This is a genomic window from Cupriavidus basilensis (assembly GCF_000876015.1).
GTDB lineage: Bacteria > Pseudomonadota > Gammaproteobacteria > Burkholderiales > Burkholderiaceae > Cupriavidus > Cupriavidus basilensis_B.
Window position 1 is genome coordinate 218,416 of record NZ_BBQM01000016.1, and the last position, 17,916, is coordinate 236,331.

The following is a 17,916-nucleotide window of genomic DNA, read 5'->3' on the forward strand; positions in this document are numbered from 1 at the left end:
CCGGATGGCGTCCAGCGCGTCGATATTGCCGGTGCCCTCCGGCCACGCGCCGACGGCATCCTCGACATGGCCGCCGCCGCCGTACACTTCCATCGCGCCGGCGGCCACGGCGACGTGGTCGCGGCCGGCGCGCACCCGGATCAGCGGCGTCAGCAGACGCACCGCCTGGCGCGCGCCGCCATCGCCCTCGCCGGCGCGCCGCATGGCGTCGGCGGTGGCCATCACCATCGACAAGGCGGCCTCCGTGGGCACCATCAGCTTGAGCAACTGGCGGCGCAGCGGCGGATCGCCGATGACCTCGCCCCCGAACGCGCCGCGGTGCCGCGCGGCCTGCAAAGCCTCGTTCAGGCCGCGGCGCATCATGCCCGCGGCGCGTACCGCGTGCGACATGCGCGACAGGCCGGCCAGTTGCTCCATCACCGGCCCGAGGCCCTGGTCGAGCGCGCCGACCGGATAGGCCAGCGCGCCTTCGAGCCGGACCTCGCCGCCGGCCATCGGGCCCCCGAGGAGGACGATGCGGCAGGCGTTGCGGCTGCCATCCTCCAGCCGGCGCGGCAACGCGAACAGCGCCGGCCTGCGCGTGCCGGCGGGCACGCCTTCGGGCCGCGCCAGCAGCAGGGCCACGTCGGCATCGGCAGGCGGGCAGAATCCCTTCTCGCCGTACAGGCGCCACTGCCCGCCCGCCTCGCGGGCCACGGCCTCGATGGCGCCGGCGTCCGGACCGCCCGCCATCTCGATCGTCCCTTTCCACCGCACGGCCGGATCGGTCGCCAGCATGCGCGGCAGCAGCCACTGCTGCAAGGCCGGGCTGCCGAATCCGCGGATCAGGTGGATCGCGGCGTCGGTCGCGCCGACCGCGCACATCCGGGCGGCCCCGGACTGCGCGAACAGATACTGGAAGGCGTACCTGGCCGCCGGCGAGAGCGGCGCGCCCCAGCCCAGCGCGCCGGCGCGGTGGCTCATGGCGTGGAGCTGGAAATCGCCGCGGGCGATGTGCTCCATCTCCTGCCAGGCCGGGTGGTATTCGATCCAGTCGTGGTCCTCGCCCAGGCGCGTGCGCGCGTGCAGCACCGGGCCATGCCCGGCGGCCACGGCCGCCAGCGCGCTCAGCCGCCCGCCGGCCAGTTGGCCCAGGCACCGGAAATGCGGCAGCAGGTGGCGATGCTCGGCGGCCGGCAGGTAGATCGCCAGCAAGTCCTGCACGCCGCGGTCGAGCGCGAAAACATCGAGGCCGGCGCAGTCGGGCGCCAGATGGCGGGCGCCGGTTCCGGCATCGGCCGGGCGGGGGCTGGTGGATTCGGCGTCGCTGGCCTGGAACGGCATCGGGGTCTCCGGCGGGGAACGATCGGGGATTGGCGGCCAGGCGCGCGCCGGATCGTGGCCGGTCTTGGCGAATCGTGGCGGATGGGCGTGCAACGCACGGCGATGCCGGCGGGGGCGGCCGGGCCGGAAGCCATTCTGGGCGGCGGGCGTTGCGCCGTCCAATCGCGTTTTTGGCACGATCGAGATGGGGATTCAATCAATCCCCGGCCCCGCATGGCGCGCGGGCGGTCGCGCGACTTCGCCGCGGCAGGAGGAACCGCGGATACCACCGGCCGCCAGGCTGGCGGCGCGGGTGGCCGGGATAGAGAAGGCGGAGAAAGCCGCGGGAGGCGCGGCCGGCCCGGGCTAGCCTGCCGGCTTGGTCAGGTGCCGGCCAAGAATCACGAGATCGCGCTCGATGCCGTCGAGCACGGCCACGCGCGGCAGGTGGCCCCAGCGCTCGAACCCCAGCGAGGCGAACAGGCCCAGGCTCGGCGCGTTGTGGCCGAAGATGAAGCCCAGCACGGTGTGCACGCCGATCTGCGGCGCATGGGCGATGGCCTGCTGCAGCAGGTGCCGGCCCAGGCCCTGGCCGCGGCTGCCGGCATCCAGGTAGATCGAGACCTCGGCGGTGGCGCCGTAGGCCGGGCGGCCATAGAAATCGGAGAAGCTGAGCCAGCCCGCCATGCGGCCCGCGCCGTCTTCCGCCACCCACAGCGGGCGGCGCGCGGGCGGATGGGCATCGAACCAGGCCTGGCGCGACGCCACGCTGACGGGCTCGGTATCGGCCGTGACCATGCGCGAGGCGACCGTGCTGTTGTAGATGGCGACGATGCCGGCCAGGTCGCGCGGCTGGGCGTCGCGCACCGTGAAAGCGTTTTCACTCATGTTGTTGCTTCTTCTCTGACTGCTTGTAAATCAATGGCCTGGACGCGAAACCCGATGTTTCACCTGATGTTTCACCCGATGCTCCGCCCGGCAGGCCCGCCGGTCTTTCCTACAGCGTCTGCGTGGGCCGGCTGGACTCGATGGCCTTGCCCAGGATCTCTTCCACCGCGCGGCGCAGGTTGCGGCCGTTGTCGTCGTCCGGCAGGTGGATGCCGATGCCGGGCGTCTTGTTGGGCGTGCCGACCGGCGTGATCCATGCCACCTGCCCCGCGATCTGGTATTTCTGCGGCCGGTCCAGCAGGGACAGCACGAGGAATACCTGCTCGCCCAGCCGGAACGGCCGGTTGCTCGGTACGAAGATGCCGCCGCGCTGCAGGAACGGCATGTAGGCGGCGTACAGGCCCGCCTGGTCCTTGATCGAAAGCGAAAGCACGTTCGGCCGCGAAGCCGCGCCCGGCACCGTCGCCGCGCCGATCCCGCCCGCCGTGGGCGCGCCCGCGCCGGCGGCGCCGGGCACGCCCGGGCCCCGGCTTCCTGTTGCTGCTGTACTCATGACTGACCCCTTGTTGCTGACCGTGGCCTTCAGGCCTTATCGGTATGACTAACGGACACCACCCGGCAAACACAAGCAAGATGACTGCCAGGCCAACTACTGAAACAACTGCCGGTATTCCAGGAACACCGCTTCCATCACCAGGCGCGCGGCCAGCGGATGGTTCTCGCTGCGCCGGTGGTTCACCAGCCGCGCCAGGAAGGCCTGCAGCCGGTGCGCATCGGTAGCCTGCGCGCAGCGCGCGACGGCGGCCTGCTCGCGCGGGAAATAGCGCGGCGCCTGCGCCGCCGCCAGGCACGCCGACAGCAGATCGTACGTCCAGCGCTGCAGGATGCCAAGCACCGCGGGCACCGGCATCTTCTGCACATGCTCGGCGGCGCCCAGCGCGTCGAAGCCGGCGCCGCCGCCAAGCTGGCTCACCAGCCAGCGCTGCAGCGGCTGTTCCTCGGCCTCGGCGGCGTGCAGCGCGGTCAGCGGCGAGCCGCCGGCCAGCGCCAGTTGCGCCTCGGCATCGCCCACGCCCTGCCCGCGCAGCCACGCCAGCGCGTCGGCCTGCGTGGGCCGCTGCACGGAAAACTGGCGGCAGCGCGACAGGATGGTCGGCAGCACGCGGTCGAGCCGGTCGGTGACGAGCAGGAACACGGTCGACGGCGGCGGCTCCTCCAGCGTCTTGAGCAGCGCGTTGGCGCCCTCGTTCTGCAGCGCGTCGAGCGGGTACACCACCACCAGCCGCAGGCCGGCGCGATGGGTGCCGATGCCGACGGTCTCGATCAGCGCCCGCACCTGCTCCATGCGGATGACCTTGCTGGGCGCCTTCTTCTTGCCGCTGTCGTCGGTCTCGGCGTCGCCGGCGGCTTCCAGCGCCTCGGGGCGGACCACGGTGAAATCGGGATGGTTGCCCTGGCTGAACCAGTGGCAGGCCGCGCACGTGCCGCACGGCTGCCCGTCGGCGCGCGGCGTGTCGCACAGCAGCCCCTGGGCGAAGTGCAGCGCCAGGTCGCGCTTGCCGATGCCTTGCTGGCCGTGGATGAGCAAGGCATGCGGCAGCCGCTCGCGCAGTCCGTTCAGCCGTTGCCAGTCTTCTGTCTGCCAGGGATAAAGCATGCGAATCAAGGAGTTAGGGAGTGAACTTCATCCACTGCGTGGAGCGCTGCCGGTGGTATCAGCCTGCCATGATAGTGCCGCCGAATCAAAGCGTTGCGAGAATTTTCTCAAGTTCGGCCTGAATCTCGGCGATGGTGCGCGTGGCGTCGATCACGCGGAAGCGCTGCGGCGCCTCCGCCGCGCGCCGCAGGTATTCCTGGCGCGTGCGCGCGAAGAAGGCGCGCGACTCGGCCTCGAACTTGTCGGGCTCGCGCGCGCCGGCCAGGCGGGCGCTGGCGGTTTCCAGCGGTACGTCGAACAGCAGCGTCAGGTCGGGCTGCAGGCCGTCCTGCACCCAGCCTTCCAGCACCTCCAGGCGCGCGCGCGGCAGGCCCCTGCCGCCGCCCTGGTAGGCGAAGGTGGCATCGGTGAAACGGTCGGACACCACCCAGTCGCCGCGCGCCAGCGCGGGTTCGATGACTTCGGCGATGTGCTCGCGGCGGGCGGCGAACATCAGCAGCGCCTCGGTTTCCAGGTGCATCTTGCAATGCAGGAGGATCTGGCGCAGGTCCTCGCCCAGCGGCGTGCCGCCGGGCTCGCGGGTGGTGACCACCGCCGCGCTGCCGGCCAGGCGCGCGCGCAGGCGCTCGGCCACCCACTCCACGTGGGTGCTTTTGCCGGCACCGTCGATGCCCTCGAATGTGATGAATTTTCCGCGCATGGGAGAGACTTATTTGCCGCGCTGGTACTTGTCGACCGCGCGGTTGTGTTCGGGAAGCGAGTTGGAGAAATAGCTGCTGCCGTCGCCGCGCGCCACGAAGTACAGCGCGTCCGACGGCGCCGGCGCGGTCGCCGCGGCCAGCGAGGCCAGCCCGGGCAGCGAGATCGGCGTGGGCGGCAGGCCCGCGCGCGTGTAGGTATTGTACGGGGTGTCGGCGAGCAGATCGCGCTTGCGGATATTGCCGTCGAAGGCCTCGCCCATGCCGTAGATCACGGTGGGATCGGTCTGCAGCATCATGCCCTTCCTGAGCCGGTTGACGAATACCGCGGCGATCATCGCGCGCTCGCCCGGCTGGCCGGTTTCCTTCTCGACGATGGAGGCCATCACCAGCGCCTCGTAGGGCGTCTTGTACGGCAGGCCGGACGCGCGCGCGTTCCAGGCGTCGGTCAGGCGGCGCTGCATGGCGCGGTAGGCGTGGCGATACAGTTCCAGGTCGCTGCTGCCGCGCGCGAACAGGTAGGTGTCCGGGAAGAACATGCCTTCCGGGGCCGGCTCGGGCGCGCCGATGGCCTTCATCAGCTCGGCGTCGGACAGGCCGCGGCTGTCGTGCTTGAGCGCCGGATGGGCGTCGACGGCGGCGCGCATCTTGCGGAATTCCCAGCCTTCGATCACGGTCAGGACGTAGTGGGTGACTTCGCCGCGGGCGATCTTGCCGAGCACCGACAGCGGCGAGGCGCCGCGCGCGAACTCGTAGCCGCCGGCCTTGAGGTCGGCGCCGTGGCCGGTCAGCCGCGCCAGCAGGGCGAACAGGCGCGCGTCCATCGGCACGCCGCCGCGCTGGATCTGGCGGCCGACGCTGGCCACGCTGGAATTGGGCTTGATCACCACTTCGACCGGCGTGGCCGGCAGTTCGAGGGGGCGGTTGGCCCACCAGGCGAAGGCGCCGGCCGCGGCGATCGCAAACACCAGCGCGGCCAGCAGCAGCCGCAGGAAAATACGTTTCATGTAGGCAGAAGGTAGCGGCGCCGCGTGCGCCCGCGCGCACCGCGGCAAAGACGGCGGCGCGCGGCAGGGGCCGCGGGCGCGCCGGCTGAAATGGCGACAGCCCCATATAATACCGGGAGCCTTGCGCCGCCACGAGCGCGCGCCGCCTGCCGCACCCGCCATCCGGCGCGCCCGCGCGCGCGCCGCCCGTCCAGATACGTGCCACAACGAGCCAGATTCCTGCCATGAACTCCCCTGCTCCCGACCTTGCCACCCAGTTCGAAGCCGCGCGCCAGGGCGGCGTCGTCTGCCGTCCCGCGCACCTGGGCCTGATCCGGGTCACCGGCGAAGACGCGGCCAGCTTCCTGCACACGCAGCTGACCAACGCCATCGACGATCTCGGCGCCGGCAGCGCGCGCCTGGCCGGCTATTGCTCGCCCAAGGGCCGCCTGCTCGCCAGCTTCCTGGTGTGGCGCGACGACGAAGGCATCGTGCTCCAGATCTCGTCCGACCTCCAGGCCGCCATCCAGAAGCGCCTGAGCATGTTCGTGCTGCGCGCCAAGGCGCGCCTGTCCGACCTGACGCCGACCGTCGCGCTGCTCGGCGTGGCCGGCCCCGGCGCTGCCGCCGCGCTGCGGGCCGCCGGCCTGCCCGCGCCGGACGCCCCCTGGCAGGCCGCCGCCGCGGCCGGCGCCACCGTGATCCGCCTGCCCGACGGCGACGGCCTGCCGCGCTGGCAGATCGCGCTGCCCGCCGAGCAGGCCGCGGACCGGCAGGCCGCGCTGGCGGCCACGCTGGCGCCGGCCGACAGCGCCGTGTGGGACTGGCTGGAAGTGCGCTCCGGCGTGCCGCGCATCGCCGCGGCCACGCAGGAACAGTTCGTGCCGCAGATGATCAACCTGGAGCTGGTCGGCGGCGTGAGCTTCCGCAAGGGCTGCTACCCGGGCCAGGAAATCGTCGCGCGCAGCCAGTACCGCGGCACGCTCAAGCGCCGCATGTGGCTGATCCACGGCGAGGGCGAAGCGCCGGCCGCCGCCACCGAGATCTTCCGCCCCGAGGACCCCGCGCAGCCGTGCGGCATGGTGGTCAACGCCGCCGCCGCGCCGCAGGGCGGCTGGGACGGCCTGGCCGAACTGAAGATCGACGCCGCCGCCGGCGCGCTGCACCTGGGCAGCGCCACCGGCAGCCCGGTGCGCCCGGGCGAGCTGCCCTACGCGGTGCCGGTCGGCGAGGCCGCCTGAGCGCCGGCGCGCTGCCCTACGCGGTGCCGGTCGGCGAGGCCGCCTGAGCGCCGGCGCGCCGCAAGACACAGGCAGGACCATATGAGCGATCACCTCTACGTCTATTTCCGCGTGCCGGAAACCCTGGCCGAAGAGGCGTTGCCGCACTGGCACCGATGGATGGAGACCGTTGCCGAAGCGGGCGGAATTGGTGGTACGCTCTTACGCAGGCCGGAGACGCGCAACGGCATGCAGACCTGGATGGAAGCCTACGCCGACGTGCCGCCCGCCTTCGACATCCTGCTCGACGGGCTGTGGCGGCAAAGCGGCCTGCAGCGTTTCCTCGGCGGCGAGCGCCAGAGCGAGCGCTTCGTCGACCTGGACCAGCTTTGAGCCCCCCTCTGAACCGGCCTCGCGGCACCAGGCCGCGAACGGACAGGCAGTGAACGAAGTGAATGCAGCAAATGCAGTAAAGGAAGCACTATGTGCCTGATTCTGGTCGCCTGGCAGTCTCACCCTGACTACGCCCTGGTGGTGGCCGGCAACCGCGACGAGTTCTACGCCCGCCCCGCGGCGCCGGTGCACTGGTGGGAAGACGCCCCGCAGGTGCTGGCCGGCCGCGACATGGCGGAAGTGATCGGCGAGCCGGGCACCTGGATGGGCCTGGCCGGCGACGGCCGCTTCGCCGCCCTGACCAATTACCGCGCGCCGTCCGAGAAGCGCACCGATGCCCGCTCGCGCGGCGAACTGGTGGCCGGCTTCCTGCGCGGCGACAGCGACCCGCACGCCTACCTGGCCGGGCTGGCGCCGCGCGCCGGCGTCTACAACGGCTTCAACCTGCTGACCTGCGACCTGCACGAGCTGTGGTGGTACAGCAACCGCGGCAACCGCGGCGCGGCGGCGCAGCCGCAGCGGCTCAAGGCCGGCCTGTACGGCTTGTCCAACGCCCTGCTCGACACGCCCTGGCCCAAGGTGGTCAGCCGCGTCGGCGCGCTGGCCGAGACGCTGGCGGCCGACACCGGCCAGACCGGCGCCAGCGCCGAACCCTACTTCGACCTGCTGGCCGACACGCGCCAGGCGCTGGACTTCGAGTTGCCCCGCACGGGCGTCACGCCCGAATGGGAACGGCTGCTCTCGTCCGCCTTCATCCGCTCGCCCAGCTACGGCACACGCGCCAGCACCGTGCTGCGGGTACGCCACGACGGCCGCTTCGAGCTGAGCGAGCGCAGCTTCGATGCCAACGGCCGCACCGGCGAAGTCTCCTACCGCGGCCGCCTGCGCGTGTCGCGCGACGCCGGGCAGGTGCCCGCGCCCTGAGACCCTCAGACCCTGAGCCCGGGGCGCCGCGCCGGCGCCCGCTTCCTTCCGTTCAGTATTGCCGCGCCTGCAGCCCCCAGGGCCGCAGCGCCGCGCCGAGCGCGCGGATCGCGGCCGGGTCGTTGCGCACGGCCAGCAGCCAGGCGGGATCGCCGCGCCCGAGTTCCAGCAACTGCATGCCGTGCGGCGCCAGCTCGCGGTTGAGGTGCGCCAGGTAGAGCGCCGCGGGCTCCATGTCGAAATCATCGTCGTCGCCGCCGAGCGGGATGCCGTCCTCGTCGTAGAGGCCGTCCACCTCGAGGCTGGACACGCGCGCCGCGCGCAGCACGGCCAGCCCCGCCACGGCGCCGGCGCCGTGCGTGCTGAATTCGCGCCAGTCCACCGCCACCAGGCAATGCCCGGCCAGCCAGGGCGCGAGCCAGGCCGGCAGCAGCGCGGCCCCGGCCGGCGGATCACCGGCCGGCGCGGCGGCGGGGTCGATGGCGGGGATGGCGTCGGCAAGCGCCCGGAGCAGGCGGGAACGGTTCTCTGGCATGGTGTGAAGCGCGGTCAGGGGCCGCCGCAAGGTCGGGAATGACGCGGCGGAAAAAAGAAGACGGCGATGATACCGCTTCCTCGGGCCGCTTCCGCCAACCGCGGCGGCAGCGCGCGCGAAGCTGCCCGGTTCCATGCCGACGACCGAGCGGCACGGCTGCTGGCCAGGCCGCTGTTCCCGCGCGCGCAGCGTCGCCGCGCAGGGTTGCTCAGTGCCGCTCAGCGCAGTGACTTGCGCATCTCCACGTGCGGAATGCCGACTTCCTCGAACGGCTCGCCGACCGGCGCGAAGCCCACGCGCGCATAGAACGGCGCCGCGTGGCTCTGCGCGCTCAGCACCAGCTCGGCATAACCAAGCTCGGCCGCCTTGTCCATCAGCGCCGCCAGCACCCTGGCGCCCACGCCGGTGCCGCGCGCCCGCTTGAGCACCGCCATGCGCCCGATATGGCCGTCGGGCAGCAGGCGGCCGGTGGCCAGCGCGGTGCCATCCTCGGCCACGGCCAGCGCGTGCCAGCTCGGCTCGTCCCATTCGTCCCACTCCATCTCCACCGGCACGCCCTGCTCCTCGACGAAGACGGCGTAACGGATGGCGCGCGCGGTTTCGCGCGCTTCGGACCAGGGGACGAGGCGGATGGAGATGGTCATGATGTGTCGTGAGCAGTGCAGGAAAAAGGCGCCCCGGCGGGGCGGTCGCCATGATACCGCCGGGAGGGGGCGGCGGCATGGCGGGCGGCCCTGACCGGGACGGAAGAGACGGCGGGTCGGTCGGTCGCGCCGGGAAATTTCCCCAGCCATCCGCTGACCGTCAATCTCTGGCGGCTCCGGGTAATCCCCGATCACCATCCTCGCCACAAAATTTGTATGATGACCATATCACCAAACCACTTGGCCCCTCCGTGTTCCAGAAAGTCCCCGCCCGCGCGCTGACCGATACCGTCGCAGAACAATTGCTGGAGAAGATCAACGACGGCGCCTTCGCCCGCGGCGACAAGCTGCCGACCGAGGCGGTGCTGTCGGAGGAATTCGGCGTGAGCCGCACCGTGATCCGCGAGGCCATCGCGCGGCTGCGGCATGAGGGGGTGGTGGAATCGCGCCAGGGCAGCGGCGTGTTCGTCACCGAGCAGGCCGGCATCCGGCCGCTGCGGATTGACTACACCGATACGGCCACGCTGGAATCGGTGCTGCAGATCGTCGAGCTGCGCCGCGCGATCGAGGCCGAGGTGGCGGCGCAGGCCGCGCGTTGCCGCACCGACGCGAGCATGGCGGCGATCGACGCGGCGCTGGCGCGCATCGACGCGGAGGAAGCCGCGGGCGGCGACGGCGTGGCGGCCGACGTGGCCTTTCACCGGGCCATTGCCGGGGCCACCGGCAACCCGTATTTCCTCAAGACGCTGGCGTTCCTGAGCCAGTACCTGGAAACCGCCACGCGCGTGACGCGGACCAACGAGGCGCGCCGCGCGGATTTCTCGCGGCAGGTGCGCGAGGAGCACCAGTCCATCGTCGCGGCGATCCGCGCCGGCGACGCGCTGGCCGCGCGCAACGCGGCGCAGACGCATATGTACAACGCGGCGCGGCGCCTGTCGCAGGGCAGCCAGCCCGGTCCCGACGAGACCGCGCGCGGGCCGTCCAACTGATCCCGCCTTTTTTCGCAGGAGTTTCAATGAGTCAATCGATCGGCGTCATCGGCCTTGGCGCGATGGGCAACGGCGTCGCGCGCAGCCTGCTGCGCGCCGGCTTCAAGGTGCATGCCTGCGACCTGCGGGCCGAGGTGCTGCAACGCTTTGCCGACGCGGGCGGCACGCCCTGCGCCAGCCCGGCCGAGCTGGGCCGGCTGTGCGACGTGGTGGTGACGCTGGTGGTCAACGCCGCGCAGACCGAGGCCGTGCTGTTCGGCGCGGATGGCGCGGCCGCCGCGATGCGGCCCGGCGCGCTGGTGATCGCCAGCGCCACGGTGCCGCCCAGCTTTGCCGAGGCGCTGGGCCAGCGCCTCGCCGGGCACGGCATCCTGCTGCTGGACGCGCCGGTATCCGGCGGCGCGGCGCGCGCGGCCAGCGGCGAGATGACCATGATGACTTCCGGCCCGGCCGAGGCCTACGCGCTGGCCGAGGACGTGCTCGCGGCGATGGCGGGCAAGGTCTACCGGCTGGGCGACGCGCATGGCGCGGGCTCCAAGGTCAAGATCATCAACCAGTTGCTGGCCGGCGTGCATATCGCCGCGGCGGCCGAGGCGATGGCGCTGGGCCTGCGCGAAGGCGTGGACGCCGCAGCGCTGTACGAGGTCATCACCCACAGCGCGGGCAACTCGTGGATGTTCGAGAACCGCGTGCCGCATATCCTGGCCGGCGACTACACGCCGCTGTCGGCGGTGGACATCTTCGTCAAGGATCTCGGGCTGGTGCTCGATACCGCGCGCGCCAGCAAGTTCCCGCTGCCGCTGTCGGCCGCGGCGCACCAGATGTTCATGATGGCGTCGAGCGCCGGGCATGGCGGGGAGGACGACTCCGCCGTGATCAAGATATTCCCCGGCATCGGCCTGCCGCAACGCAAGTCGGAGTAAAAACAGCAAGATGACCGTATCCGTCCAATCCCCGCGCGCCCTGCTCGGCTGCATCGCAGACGATTCCACCGGCGCCACCGATCTCGCCAACACGCTGGTGCGCAACGGCATGCGCACCGTGCAGACCATCGGCGTGCCCGCCGGCGCCGCGCTGCCCGGCGTGGAACAGGCCGACGCGCTGGTGGTGGCGCTGAAGTCGCGCACCATTCCCGCCGCCGACGCCATCGCGCAATCGCTCGACGCGCTGCGCTGGCTGCAGGCGCAGGGCTGCCGCCAGTTCTTCTTCAAGTACTGCTCCACCTTCGACTCCACCGACGCGGGCAATATCGGCCCGGTGGCGGAGGCGCTGCTGGCGGCGCTCGGCAGCGATTTCACCATCGCCTGCCCGGCCTTCCCCGAGAACGGCCGCACCATCTTCCGCGGCCACCTGTTCGTGGGCGACGCGCTGCTCAGCGAGTCGGGCATGGAGAACCACCCGCTCACGCCGATGCACGATGCCAACCTGGTGCGCGTATTGCAGCGCCAGAGCAAGGGCAAAGTGGGCCTGCTGCGCCACGACACGGTGGCGCGCGGCAGCGTCGCCGTGCAGCACGCCATCGGCGCCCTGCGCGGCGACGGCGCCCTGCGCGGCGACGGCGTGCGCATGGCCGTCGCCGATGCGGTCAGCGATGCCGACCTGCACACGCTGGGCGAGGCCTGCGCCGCGCTGCCGCTGCTGACCGGCGGCTCCGGCCTGGCGCTGGGCCTGCCGGCCAATTTCCGCCGCGCCGGCCTGCTGCCCGAGCGCGCCGACGCGGACAACGTGGCGCCCGTGACCGGCCCGGCGCTGGTGCTGGCCGGCAGCGCGTCGAAGGCGACCAACGCCCAGGTCGCGCAGTGGCTGGCGCACCGGCGCCCCGCCCTGCGCCTCGATCCGCTGGCGCTGGCCGAAGGCGCGCCGCTGGTCGAGCAGGCGCTGGCACTGATCGCCGCGCACGCCGAGCCGGTGCTGGTCTACGCCACCACCTCGCCCGAGCAGGTCAAGGCCGCGCAGGCGGCGCTGGGCGTGGAGCGCGCCGGCCATCTGGTCGAGCAGGCGCTGGCCGACATCGCCGCGGCGGCGAAGGCGCGCGGCACGCGCCGCTTCGTGGTGGCCGGCGGCGAGACCTCCGGCGCGGTGGTGCAGGCGCTCGGCGTGCAGGCGCTGCGCATCGGCGCGCAGATCGCGCCGGGCGTGCCGGCCACCGTCACGCTGGAGGCGCAGCCGCTGGCGCTGGCGCTCAAGTCCGGCAACTTCGGCGGCCCGGATTTCTTCGACGAGGCGCTGCGCCGCCTGGGAGGCGAGGCATGAGCCGCGAAGCGACCCTGCGCGAGGAGATCTGCCGCATCGGCGCCAGCCTCTACCAGCGCGGCTATACCGTGGGCAGCGCCGGCAACATCAGCGCGCGGCTCGACGACGGCTGGCTGATCACGCCGACCGACGCCTGCCTCGGCATGCTGGACCCGGCGGCCATCGCCAAGGTGGACGGCGCCGGCGCGTGGGTGGAGGGCGACAAGCCGTCCAAGACGCTGACCCTGCACCGCGCCATCTACGACAACAACCCGCAGGCGCACGGCGTGGTCCACACGCATTCCACCCACCTGGTGGCGCTGAGCCTGGCGGGCGCGTGGCGCCCCGACGACGTGCTGCCGCCGATCACGCCCTACTACGTGATGAAGGTCGGGCATATCCCGCTGATTCCCTACCACCGCCCCGGCGATCCCGCCGTGGCCGCGCGCGTGGCCGGGCTGGCCGCCGAGGTGCGCGGCGTGCTGCTGGCGCGCCTGGGGCCGGTGGTGTGGGAGTCCACCGTCTCGCGCGCCGCGTTCGCGCTGGAGGAACTGGAAGAGACCGCCCGGCTCTGGCTGATGCCCGGGGACAAGCCCGAGCCGCTCGACGAACACGGGCTGGCGGAACTGCGCGACACCTTCAAGGCGCGCTGGTAGCCCGCGCCGGCCGCCTCGCGTTCCGGCGGGCAGGCCGGCGCGCTTTGTGGCACCGTATGCGCTGCGCCGCCCGGCGCCCCCCCGCGCGCGCGCGGCCGGGCACGGCGGCCCGGCCACAACCGCATCTTTCCTGGAGCACCGCATGCCGCGCTTTGCCGCCAACCTCTCGATGATGTACACCGAGCACGCCTTCCTGGACCGCTTCGCCGCCGCCGCGGCAGACGGCTTCAAGGCGGTGGAATTCCTGTTCCCCTACGAGCATCCCGCCGCCGAGATCCGCGCGCGCCTCGACGCCAGCGGCCTCGCGCAGGCGCTGTTCAACGCGCCGCCCGGCGACTGGCGCGCCGGCGAGCGCGGCATGGCCGCGCTGCCCGGGCGCGAGGCCGAGTTCCGCGACACGATCGCGCGCGCGCTGGAATACGCCGCGGTGATCGGCAACGACCGCATCCACGTGATGGCCGGCATGGTGCCGGCCGGCGCCGACCGCGCGCGCCACCGCGCCTGCTACCTGGAAAACCTGGCCCATGCCGCGCGCGCGGCCGCCGCGCAGGGCGTGACCGTGCTGATCGAGCCGATCAACGGCCGCGACATGCCGGGTTATTTCCTCAACCGCCAGGACGACGGCCAGGCCATCTGCAAGGAGGTCGGCGCGGCCAACCTCAAGGTGCAGTTCGACTGTTACCACTGCCAGATCGTGGAGGGCGACCTCGCCGTCAAGCTCAAGCGCGACATGGCCGGCATCGGCCACATCCAGATCGCCGGCGTGCCCGAGCGGCACGAGCCGGACCTGGGCGAGCTCAACTATCCCTACCTGTTCGACGTGATCGACGGCCTCGGCTACGACGGCTGGATCGGCTGCGAATACCGCCCGCGCGCCGGCACCACGGCCGGGCTGGGCTGGGTCAGGCCGTATCTCGAGGGCTGATTCCCGGCACAACGCATGCCGCCGCCGGGCGGCGCTGACGGAGGACAACGATGCACGTACTGATTACCGGCGGCGCCGGCTTTCTCGGCCTGCGGCTCGCCCGCCTGCTGCTCGCGCGCGGCACCCTCGACATCGGCGGCCGGCCGGTCGCCATCGAAGGCCTGACGCTGCTCGACGTGGCGGCCCCGCCGCCGCTCGGCGACGCGCGCGTGCGCGTGGTCACCGGCGACCTGTCCGATCCCGCCGTGCTGGCGCGGGCCATCGACGCGCGCACCGGCGCCGTGTTCCATCTCGCGGCCGTGGTGAGCGGCCAGGCCGAGGCGGACTTCGCGCTCGGCATGCGCGTCAACCTCGACGCGGCGCGCGCGCTGCTGGAAACCTGCCGCGCGCTCGGCCACCGGCCGCGCGTGGTGTTCACCAGTTCGGTGGCGGTGTACGGCGGCACCCTGCCCGCGCTGGTGCAGGACGACACCGCGCTCAACCCGCAGTCGTCCTACGGCGCGCAGAAGGCCATCGGCGAGCTGCTGCTGTCCGACTACAGCCGGCGCGGCTTCGTCGACGGGCGCGTGCTGCGCCTGCCCACCATCAGCGTGCGCCCGGGCAAGCCCAACGCGGCGGCCTCGTCGTTCGCCAGCGGCATCATCCGCGAGCCGCTCGCCGGCGAGGCGGCCAACTGCCCGGTGGCGCCGGACACGCCGCTGTGGCTGCTGTCGCCGCGCGGCGCCATCGCGGCGCTGGTGTGCGGCATGGAACTCGGCGGCGAGGCCTTCGGCGAGCGCCGCGCGGTCAACCTGCCGGGGCTGTCGGTCACGCCGCGGCAGATGGTGGCGGCGCTGCGCGAGGTGGCCGGCGATTCCGTCGCCGACCGCGTGACCTGGGAGCGCGACGCGCGCATCGAGAACATCGTCGGCACATGGCCGGCGGCGTGGAACACGCAGCGCGCGCTGGCGCTGGGCTTCGCCGGCGACGACGGCTTCGAGGCCGTGATCCGCGGCTATATCGAGGACGCCGGGATCGCGCTGTAGACAAGGCGTGGCACGCCGGATCAGCCCTCCGGCGTCACCATCTCGTAGGCCAGGATCTTCTCGCGCACCGCGCCCGGCACGGGCGTCGACTTGCGGCTCTCGGGACCGGCGCACACGTAGACGATCTCGCCGGTGATCAGGTGCTCGTCGCCGCGGTACATCTCCACGCGGAACAGCATGCTGGAGCGCCCCATGCGGGCGATCCGGCCGCGGATGTCCAGCACGTCGTCGAAGCGCGCCGAGGCGTGGTATTCGAGCGTGGACTTGACCACGAAGATGTCCACGCCATGCGCGTGCAGCACGTCCTCGGGATAGCGGATGCCCACCGCGCGCCAGTATTCGGTCACGCAGATGTCGCAATAGGTCAGGTAGTGCGCGTTGAAGACGATCGACTGCGGATCGACCTCGGCCCAGCGCACGCGCAGCGGCATGCTGTGGCGGAATTGTTCCTTGGCCATGAAAAAAAAAGCTCCTGCTGAATGGAAAAACGGCGCCGGCCCTGGCGGGACCGGCGCCGCGCGCATGTCCGCGGCGAGTGCGGCGGATGCGGCGGGCCGAAGCCCGCCCGCGCCTCACTGCGGCTTGTTCAGGCCCAGCTTGTCGATGATGGCCTTTTCCTTCTTCACCGTGTCGGCGGCGAAGTGGGCGTACTGCTCGCTGCTCATGTAGTACGGCTCCATGTCGAACTTGGCGAGCGACTCGCGGTAGTTCGGCATTTCCATCGCTTTCTTGAAGGCGTCATGCAGCTTCTTGACGATCTTCGGGTCGGTGCCCTTGGGCGCCACGATGCCGAACGGCGAAGTCTGCACGATGCCGTAGCCGAGTTCCTTGAGCGTGGGCACGTTGGGGAAGCGCGCCGAGCGCTTCTCGCCCCAGGTCGACAGCAGGCGCAGCTTGCCGGACTCCACGTAGGGCGCCCACGCCGGCGTGTCGGCCACCGACATCACGTGGCCGCCCAGCAGCGCCTGCATCGATTCCGAGTTGCCCTTGTACGGGATATGCGAGAACTGCACGTTCTGCTTCATGGCCAGCTCTTCCATCGTCAGGTGCAGCGTGGTCATCGAACCCGGCGAGCCGTAGGTCAGCTTGCCCGGGTTGGCGCGCGCGTAGGCCATGTAGTCCTGCATGGTCTTGATCGGCGAATCCACCGGCACCACCAGGCCGAACGAATAGCCGGCCAGGTTGATCACGTAGCTCAGGTCCTTGACCGGGTCCCAGTTGATCTTGGTGGTGTACGGCAGGCGGTAGACCGGCATGGCCACCTGCGCCAGCGTGTAGCCATCGGGCTGGGTCGACTGCATCAGCTGGGCCGGCAGCACGCCGCCCGCGCCGGGCTTGTTCTCGATGATGACGGGCTGGCCGAGGATCTTGGAGGCGTTTTCCGCCAGCACGCGGAACGGCAGGTCGGTCGAGCCGCCCGCGGTATAGCCGATGATGAGGCGCACCGGCCGCTGCGGGAAATTGTCCGCCTGCGCCTGGACCGGCGCGCTGGCCAGGCCGAGGGTTGCCACGGTAGCGGCGAACACGCCCGCTTGGGCGAGGAATTGGCGGCGTTGCATGAGTCTGTGTCTCCTGTTTCTACTGTTGCTACGACTACCGCCGCGGGCGGAACGCCCGCGGCGCATTGGGATAAAGCCATGAATCGGTGGTTCTGCGACCGCTTCGATCCGGCTGCCGGTGTCGGCCGGCGGCCGCGCTCAACCGCTGCCGAAGGCGGCGCGCAAGGCGGCGACGGCGTCCGCGTGGGCGTCCGCCACGGCCGGGACGAAACGTCCCAGCTTGAAGAAATCGTGGATCATGCCCGGGTAGTCGGCCAGCGCGGCGGGCACGCCGGCGGCGCGCAGCTTGGCCGCGTAGGCCACGCCCTCGTCGTGCAGCGGGTCGTAGCCGGCCACGGCGATCCAGGCCGGGCAGCAGCCGCGCACGTCGGCGCCGTGGCCGCCACCGTCGAGCGGGGCGAAGCGCCAGTCGTCGCGGCTGGCCTCGCTGTCGAGGTACTGCGAGAAAAACCACTGGATCATCGGCGCGGTCAGCAGGTAGCCCTCGGCCAGCGCGCGGTGCGAAGGCGTGTCCTGGCGCGCGCAGGTGCCGGGGTAGATCAGCATCTGCAGCACCGGCGCCAGCCCCGCGTCGCGCGCGTGCACGGCGCAGGCGGCGGCGAGCGTGCCGCCCGCGCTGTCGCCGCCGAGCGCGATGCGGGCCGGGTCCGCGCCGAGGTGGGCGGCCTCGTGGAAGATCCACTGCATGACGTCGAACGCATCGTTGGCGGCATAGGGAAACTGCCATACCGGCCCGAGCCGGTAGTCCACCGACAGCACCATGCAGTCGCCCCGCGCGCACAGCAGGCGGCACAGCGGGTCGTGCGAATTGACGCTGCCCACGGTGAAGCCGCCGCCGTGGAAGTACAGCAGCAGCGGCAGCGGCTCGACCCAGCTTGCCGCGCGCGGCGCGTACAGGCGCAGCGGGATCTCGTAGCCGTCGCGCGCCGCCACCGTCAGGTTTTCCACGCTGTGCACCGGCGTCGGCGCGATGTCCATGATGGGCGCGCTCTTCTCGTAGGCGGTCTTGGCGTCGATCGGGTCGAGCTCGTGAATGCCGGGCCGCTTGACGCGCCGGATCAGGTCCAGCAGCGCCGCCACCTGCGGATCGAGCGCGGCCGCGGGCGTGCCGGGCGTGCCGCGCGTGTGGGGGATGCCGGACGCGGCGGGAGCGGACTGGGCGAACCCCTGGGGCGAGGCGGGAACGGCGGTCATGGGCGGTCGATGCGGGCTGGGTGAATCTCCGGCGGGGCCGGATTTCCGGCGGCACGGAAACGGTGGCGCGGAACCGGTGGCGCGGAAGC

General features: G+C 71.9%; 19 protein-coding genes and 1 pseudogene. 9 read left to right on the forward strand and 11 right to left on the reverse strand.

Translation table 11 applies throughout. The features are described 5' to 3' along the window. Positions 1 to 120 precede the first annotated feature (120 nt). The 6 genes and pseudogenes from KF708C_RS17255 to mltG form a co-directional block, all read right to left on the reverse strand. Positions 121 to 1,323: pseudogene (locus KF708C_RS17255) on the reverse strand (acyl-CoA dehydrogenase family protein); the annotation flags it as partial. Positions 1,324 to 1,668: 345 nt separating this feature from the next. Next, on the reverse strand, positions 1,669 to 2,190 hold the full coding sequence (locus KF708C_RS17260; protein WP_020201571.1) for a GNAT family N-acetyltransferase: 522 nt from the start codon (positions 2,188 to 2,190) through the stop codon (positions 1,669 to 1,671). A gap of 109 nt (positions 2,191 to 2,299) precedes the next feature. Next, positions 2,300 to 2,743 carry a PilZ domain-containing protein gene (locus tag KF708C_RS17265; protein WP_059412745.1) on the reverse strand — a complete coding sequence of 148 codons (444 nt, stop codon included), beginning with the start codon at positions 2,741 to 2,743 and terminating at the stop codon, positions 2,300 to 2,302. Positions 2,744 to 2,839: 96 nt separating this feature from the next. Further along, positions 2,840 to 3,847, reverse strand: coding sequence for a DNA polymerase III subunit delta' (locus KF708C_RS17270; protein WP_059412746.1), 1,008 nt, complete (start codon positions 3,845 to 3,847; stop codon positions 2,840 to 2,842). A gap of 85 nt (positions 3,848 to 3,932) precedes the next feature. Next, entirely contained in the window at positions 3,933 to 4,547 is a 615-nt protein-coding gene (gene tmk, locus KF708C_RS17275) for a dTMP kinase (protein WP_059412747.1), read from the reverse strand. 9 nt (positions 4,548 to 4,556) lie between these two features. Next, positions 4,557 to 5,552, reverse strand: coding sequence for an endolytic transglycosylase MltG (gene mltG, locus KF708C_RS17280; protein WP_020201575.1), 996 nt, complete (start codon positions 5,550 to 5,552; stop codon positions 4,557 to 4,559). A 224-nt stretch (positions 5,553 to 5,776) separates the two neighbouring features. Here mltG and ygfZ point away from each other — a divergent pair, with 224 nt between their 5' ends. The 3 genes from ygfZ to KF708C_RS17295 all read left to right on the forward strand — a co-directional run bounded on the left by ygfZ (position 5,777) and on the right by KF708C_RS17295 (position 8,068). Beyond that, positions 5,777 to 6,772 carry a CAF17-like 4Fe-4S cluster assembly/insertion protein YgfZ gene (gene ygfZ / locus KF708C_RS17285; RefSeq protein ID WP_059412748.1) on the forward strand — a complete coding sequence of 332 codons (996 nt, stop codon included), beginning with the start codon at positions 5,777 to 5,779 and terminating at the stop codon, positions 6,770 to 6,772. Positions 6,773 to 6,853: 81 nt separating this feature from the next. Then, positions 6,854 to 7,144 (forward strand): DUF4936 family protein, encoded by a 291-nt coding sequence (locus KF708C_RS17290; RefSeq protein WP_020201578.1) that lies wholly within the window; start codon positions 6,854 to 6,856, stop codon positions 7,142 to 7,144. 90 nt (positions 7,145 to 7,234) lie between these two features. Then, positions 7,235 to 8,068: an NRDE family protein gene (locus KF708C_RS17295; protein ID WP_059412749.1), complete on the forward strand. Its 834-nt coding sequence runs from the start codon at positions 7,235 to 7,237 to the stop codon at positions 8,066 to 8,068. Positions 8,069 to 8,120: 52 nt separating this feature from the next. Here the strand turns inward: KF708C_RS17295 and KF708C_RS17300 are convergent, their stop codons facing one another. Both KF708C_RS17300 and KF708C_RS17305 read right to left on the reverse strand, forming a co-directional pair. Further along, entirely contained in the window at positions 8,121 to 8,603 is a 483-nt protein-coding gene (locus KF708C_RS17300; RefSeq protein WP_059412750.1) for a hypothetical protein, read from the reverse strand. A 218-nt stretch (positions 8,604 to 8,821) separates the two neighbouring features. Next, complete coding sequence (locus KF708C_RS17305; protein WP_059412751.1) at positions 8,822 to 9,247, reverse strand: GNAT family N-acetyltransferase; 426 nt, start codon at positions 9,245 to 9,247, stop codon at positions 8,822 to 8,824. 251 nt (positions 9,248 to 9,498) lie between these two features. Between KF708C_RS17305 and KF708C_RS17310 the strand changes: the two genes are divergently transcribed. The 6 genes from KF708C_RS17310 (at position 9,499) to denD (ending at position 15,074) form a co-directional block, all read left to right on the forward strand. Continuing rightward, on the forward strand, positions 9,499 to 10,236 hold the full coding sequence (locus KF708C_RS17310) for a FadR/GntR family transcriptional regulator (RefSeq protein ID WP_029043299.1): 738 nt from the start codon (positions 9,499 to 9,501) through the stop codon (positions 10,234 to 10,236). A gap of 26 nt (positions 10,237 to 10,262) precedes the next feature. Then, positions 10,263 to 11,159, forward strand: coding sequence for an L-threonate dehydrogenase (ltnD, locus tag KF708C_RS17315; RefSeq protein WP_059412752.1), 897 nt, complete (start codon positions 10,263 to 10,265; stop codon positions 11,157 to 11,159). A gap of 10 nt (positions 11,160 to 11,169) precedes the next feature. After that, positions 11,170 to 12,489: a 3-oxo-tetronate kinase gene (gene otnK / locus KF708C_RS17320; RefSeq protein WP_059412753.1), complete on the forward strand. Its 1,320-nt coding sequence runs from the start codon at positions 11,170 to 11,172 to the stop codon at positions 12,487 to 12,489. After that, a complete protein-coding gene (gene otnC / locus KF708C_RS17325; protein WP_059412754.1) occupies positions 12,486 to 13,124 on the forward strand; it encodes a 3-oxo-tetronate 4-phosphate decarboxylase in 639 nt (212 codons plus the stop codon). The genes otnK and otnC overlap by 4 nt, the downstream gene beginning before the upstream one ends. Before the next feature lie 142 nt (positions 13,125 to 13,266). Then, positions 13,267 to 14,049: a 2-oxo-tetronate isomerase gene (otnI, locus tag KF708C_RS17330; protein ID WP_020201586.1), complete on the forward strand. Its 783-nt coding sequence runs from the start codon at positions 13,267 to 13,269 to the stop codon at positions 14,047 to 14,049. 50 nt (positions 14,050 to 14,099) lie between these two features. Beyond that, positions 14,100 to 15,074 (forward strand): D-erythronate dehydrogenase, encoded by a 975-nt coding sequence (gene denD / locus KF708C_RS17335; protein ID WP_059412755.1) that lies wholly within the window; start codon positions 14,100 to 14,102, stop codon positions 15,072 to 15,074. 20 nt (positions 15,075 to 15,094) lie between these two features. Here denD and KF708C_RS17340 read toward each other — a convergent pair whose 3' ends face one another. The 3 genes from KF708C_RS17340 to KF708C_RS17350 form a co-directional block, all read right to left on the reverse strand. Further along, positions 15,095 to 15,532, reverse strand: coding sequence for a YbgC/FadM family acyl-CoA thioesterase (locus tag KF708C_RS17340; protein WP_059412756.1), 438 nt, complete (start codon positions 15,530 to 15,532; stop codon positions 15,095 to 15,097). 114 nt (positions 15,533 to 15,646) lie between these two features. Continuing rightward, positions 15,647 to 16,633, reverse strand: coding sequence for a tripartite tricarboxylate transporter substrate binding protein (locus KF708C_RS17345; RefSeq protein ID WP_020201589.1), 987 nt, complete (start codon positions 16,631 to 16,633; stop codon positions 15,647 to 15,649). A 138-nt stretch (positions 16,634 to 16,771) separates the two neighbouring features. Further along, entirely contained in the window at positions 16,772 to 17,827 is a 1,056-nt protein-coding gene (locus KF708C_RS17350; protein WP_231586523.1) for an alpha/beta hydrolase, read from the reverse strand. Between the last annotated feature and the right edge of the window lie 89 nt (positions 17,828 to 17,916).

Excerpts from the sequence above, each read along its gene's own strand:
- KF708C_RS17260 (WP_020201571.1), bottom strand. The coding sequence starts at position 2,190 with ATGAGTGAAAACGCTTTCACGGTGCGCGACGCCCAGCCGCGCGACCTG.
- KF708C_RS17265 (WP_059412745.1), bottom strand. The coding sequence starts at position 2,743 with ATGAGTACAGCAGCAACAGGAAGCCGGGGCCCGGGCGTGCCCGGCGCC.
- KF708C_RS17270 (WP_059412746.1), bottom strand. The coding sequence starts at position 3,847 with ATGCTTTATCCCTGGCAGACAGAAGACTGGCAACGGCTGAACGGACTG.
- tmk (WP_059412747.1), bottom strand. The coding sequence starts at position 4,547 with ATGCGCGGAAAATTCATCACATTCGAGGGCATCGACGGTGCCGGCAAA.
- mltG (WP_020201575.1), bottom strand. The coding sequence starts at position 5,552 with ATGAAACGTATTTTCCTGCGGCTGCTGCTGGCCGCGCTGGTGTTTGCG.
- ygfZ (WP_059412748.1), top strand. The coding sequence starts at position 5,777 with ATGAACTCCCCTGCTCCCGACCTTGCCACCCAGTTCGAAGCCGCGCGC.
- KF708C_RS17290 (WP_020201578.1), top strand. The coding sequence starts at position 6,854 with ATGAGCGATCACCTCTACGTCTATTTCCGCGTGCCGGAAACCCTGGCC.
- KF708C_RS17295 (WP_059412749.1), top strand. The coding sequence starts at position 7,235 with ATGTGCCTGATTCTGGTCGCCTGGCAGTCTCACCCTGACTACGCCCTG.
- KF708C_RS17300 (WP_059412750.1), bottom strand. The coding sequence starts at position 8,603 with ATGCCAGAGAACCGTTCCCGCCTGCTCCGGGCGCTTGCCGACGCCATC.
- KF708C_RS17305 (WP_059412751.1), bottom strand. The coding sequence starts at position 9,247 with ATGACCATCTCCATCCGCCTCGTCCCCTGGTCCGAAGCGCGCGAAACC.
- ltnD (WP_059412752.1), top strand. The coding sequence starts at position 10,263 with ATGAGTCAATCGATCGGCGTCATCGGCCTTGGCGCGATGGGCAACGGC.
- otnK (WP_059412753.1), top strand. The coding sequence starts at position 11,170 with ATGACCGTATCCGTCCAATCCCCGCGCGCCCTGCTCGGCTGCATCGCA.
- otnC (WP_059412754.1), top strand. The coding sequence starts at position 12,486 with ATGAGCCGCGAAGCGACCCTGCGCGAGGAGATCTGCCGCATCGGCGCC.
- otnI (WP_020201586.1), top strand. The coding sequence starts at position 13,267 with ATGCCGCGCTTTGCCGCCAACCTCTCGATGATGTACACCGAGCACGCC.
- denD (WP_059412755.1), top strand. The coding sequence starts at position 14,100 with ATGCACGTACTGATTACCGGCGGCGCCGGCTTTCTCGGCCTGCGGCTC.
- KF708C_RS17340 (WP_059412756.1), bottom strand. The coding sequence starts at position 15,532 with ATGGCCAAGGAACAATTCCGCCACAGCATGCCGCTGCGCGTGCGCTGG.
- KF708C_RS17345 (WP_020201589.1), bottom strand. The coding sequence starts at position 16,633 with ATGCAACGCCGCCAATTCCTCGCCCAAGCGGGCGTGTTCGCCGCTACC.
- KF708C_RS17350 (WP_231586523.1), bottom strand. The coding sequence starts at position 17,827 with ATGACCGCCGTTCCCGCCTCGCCCCAGGGGTTCGCCCAGTCCGCTCCC.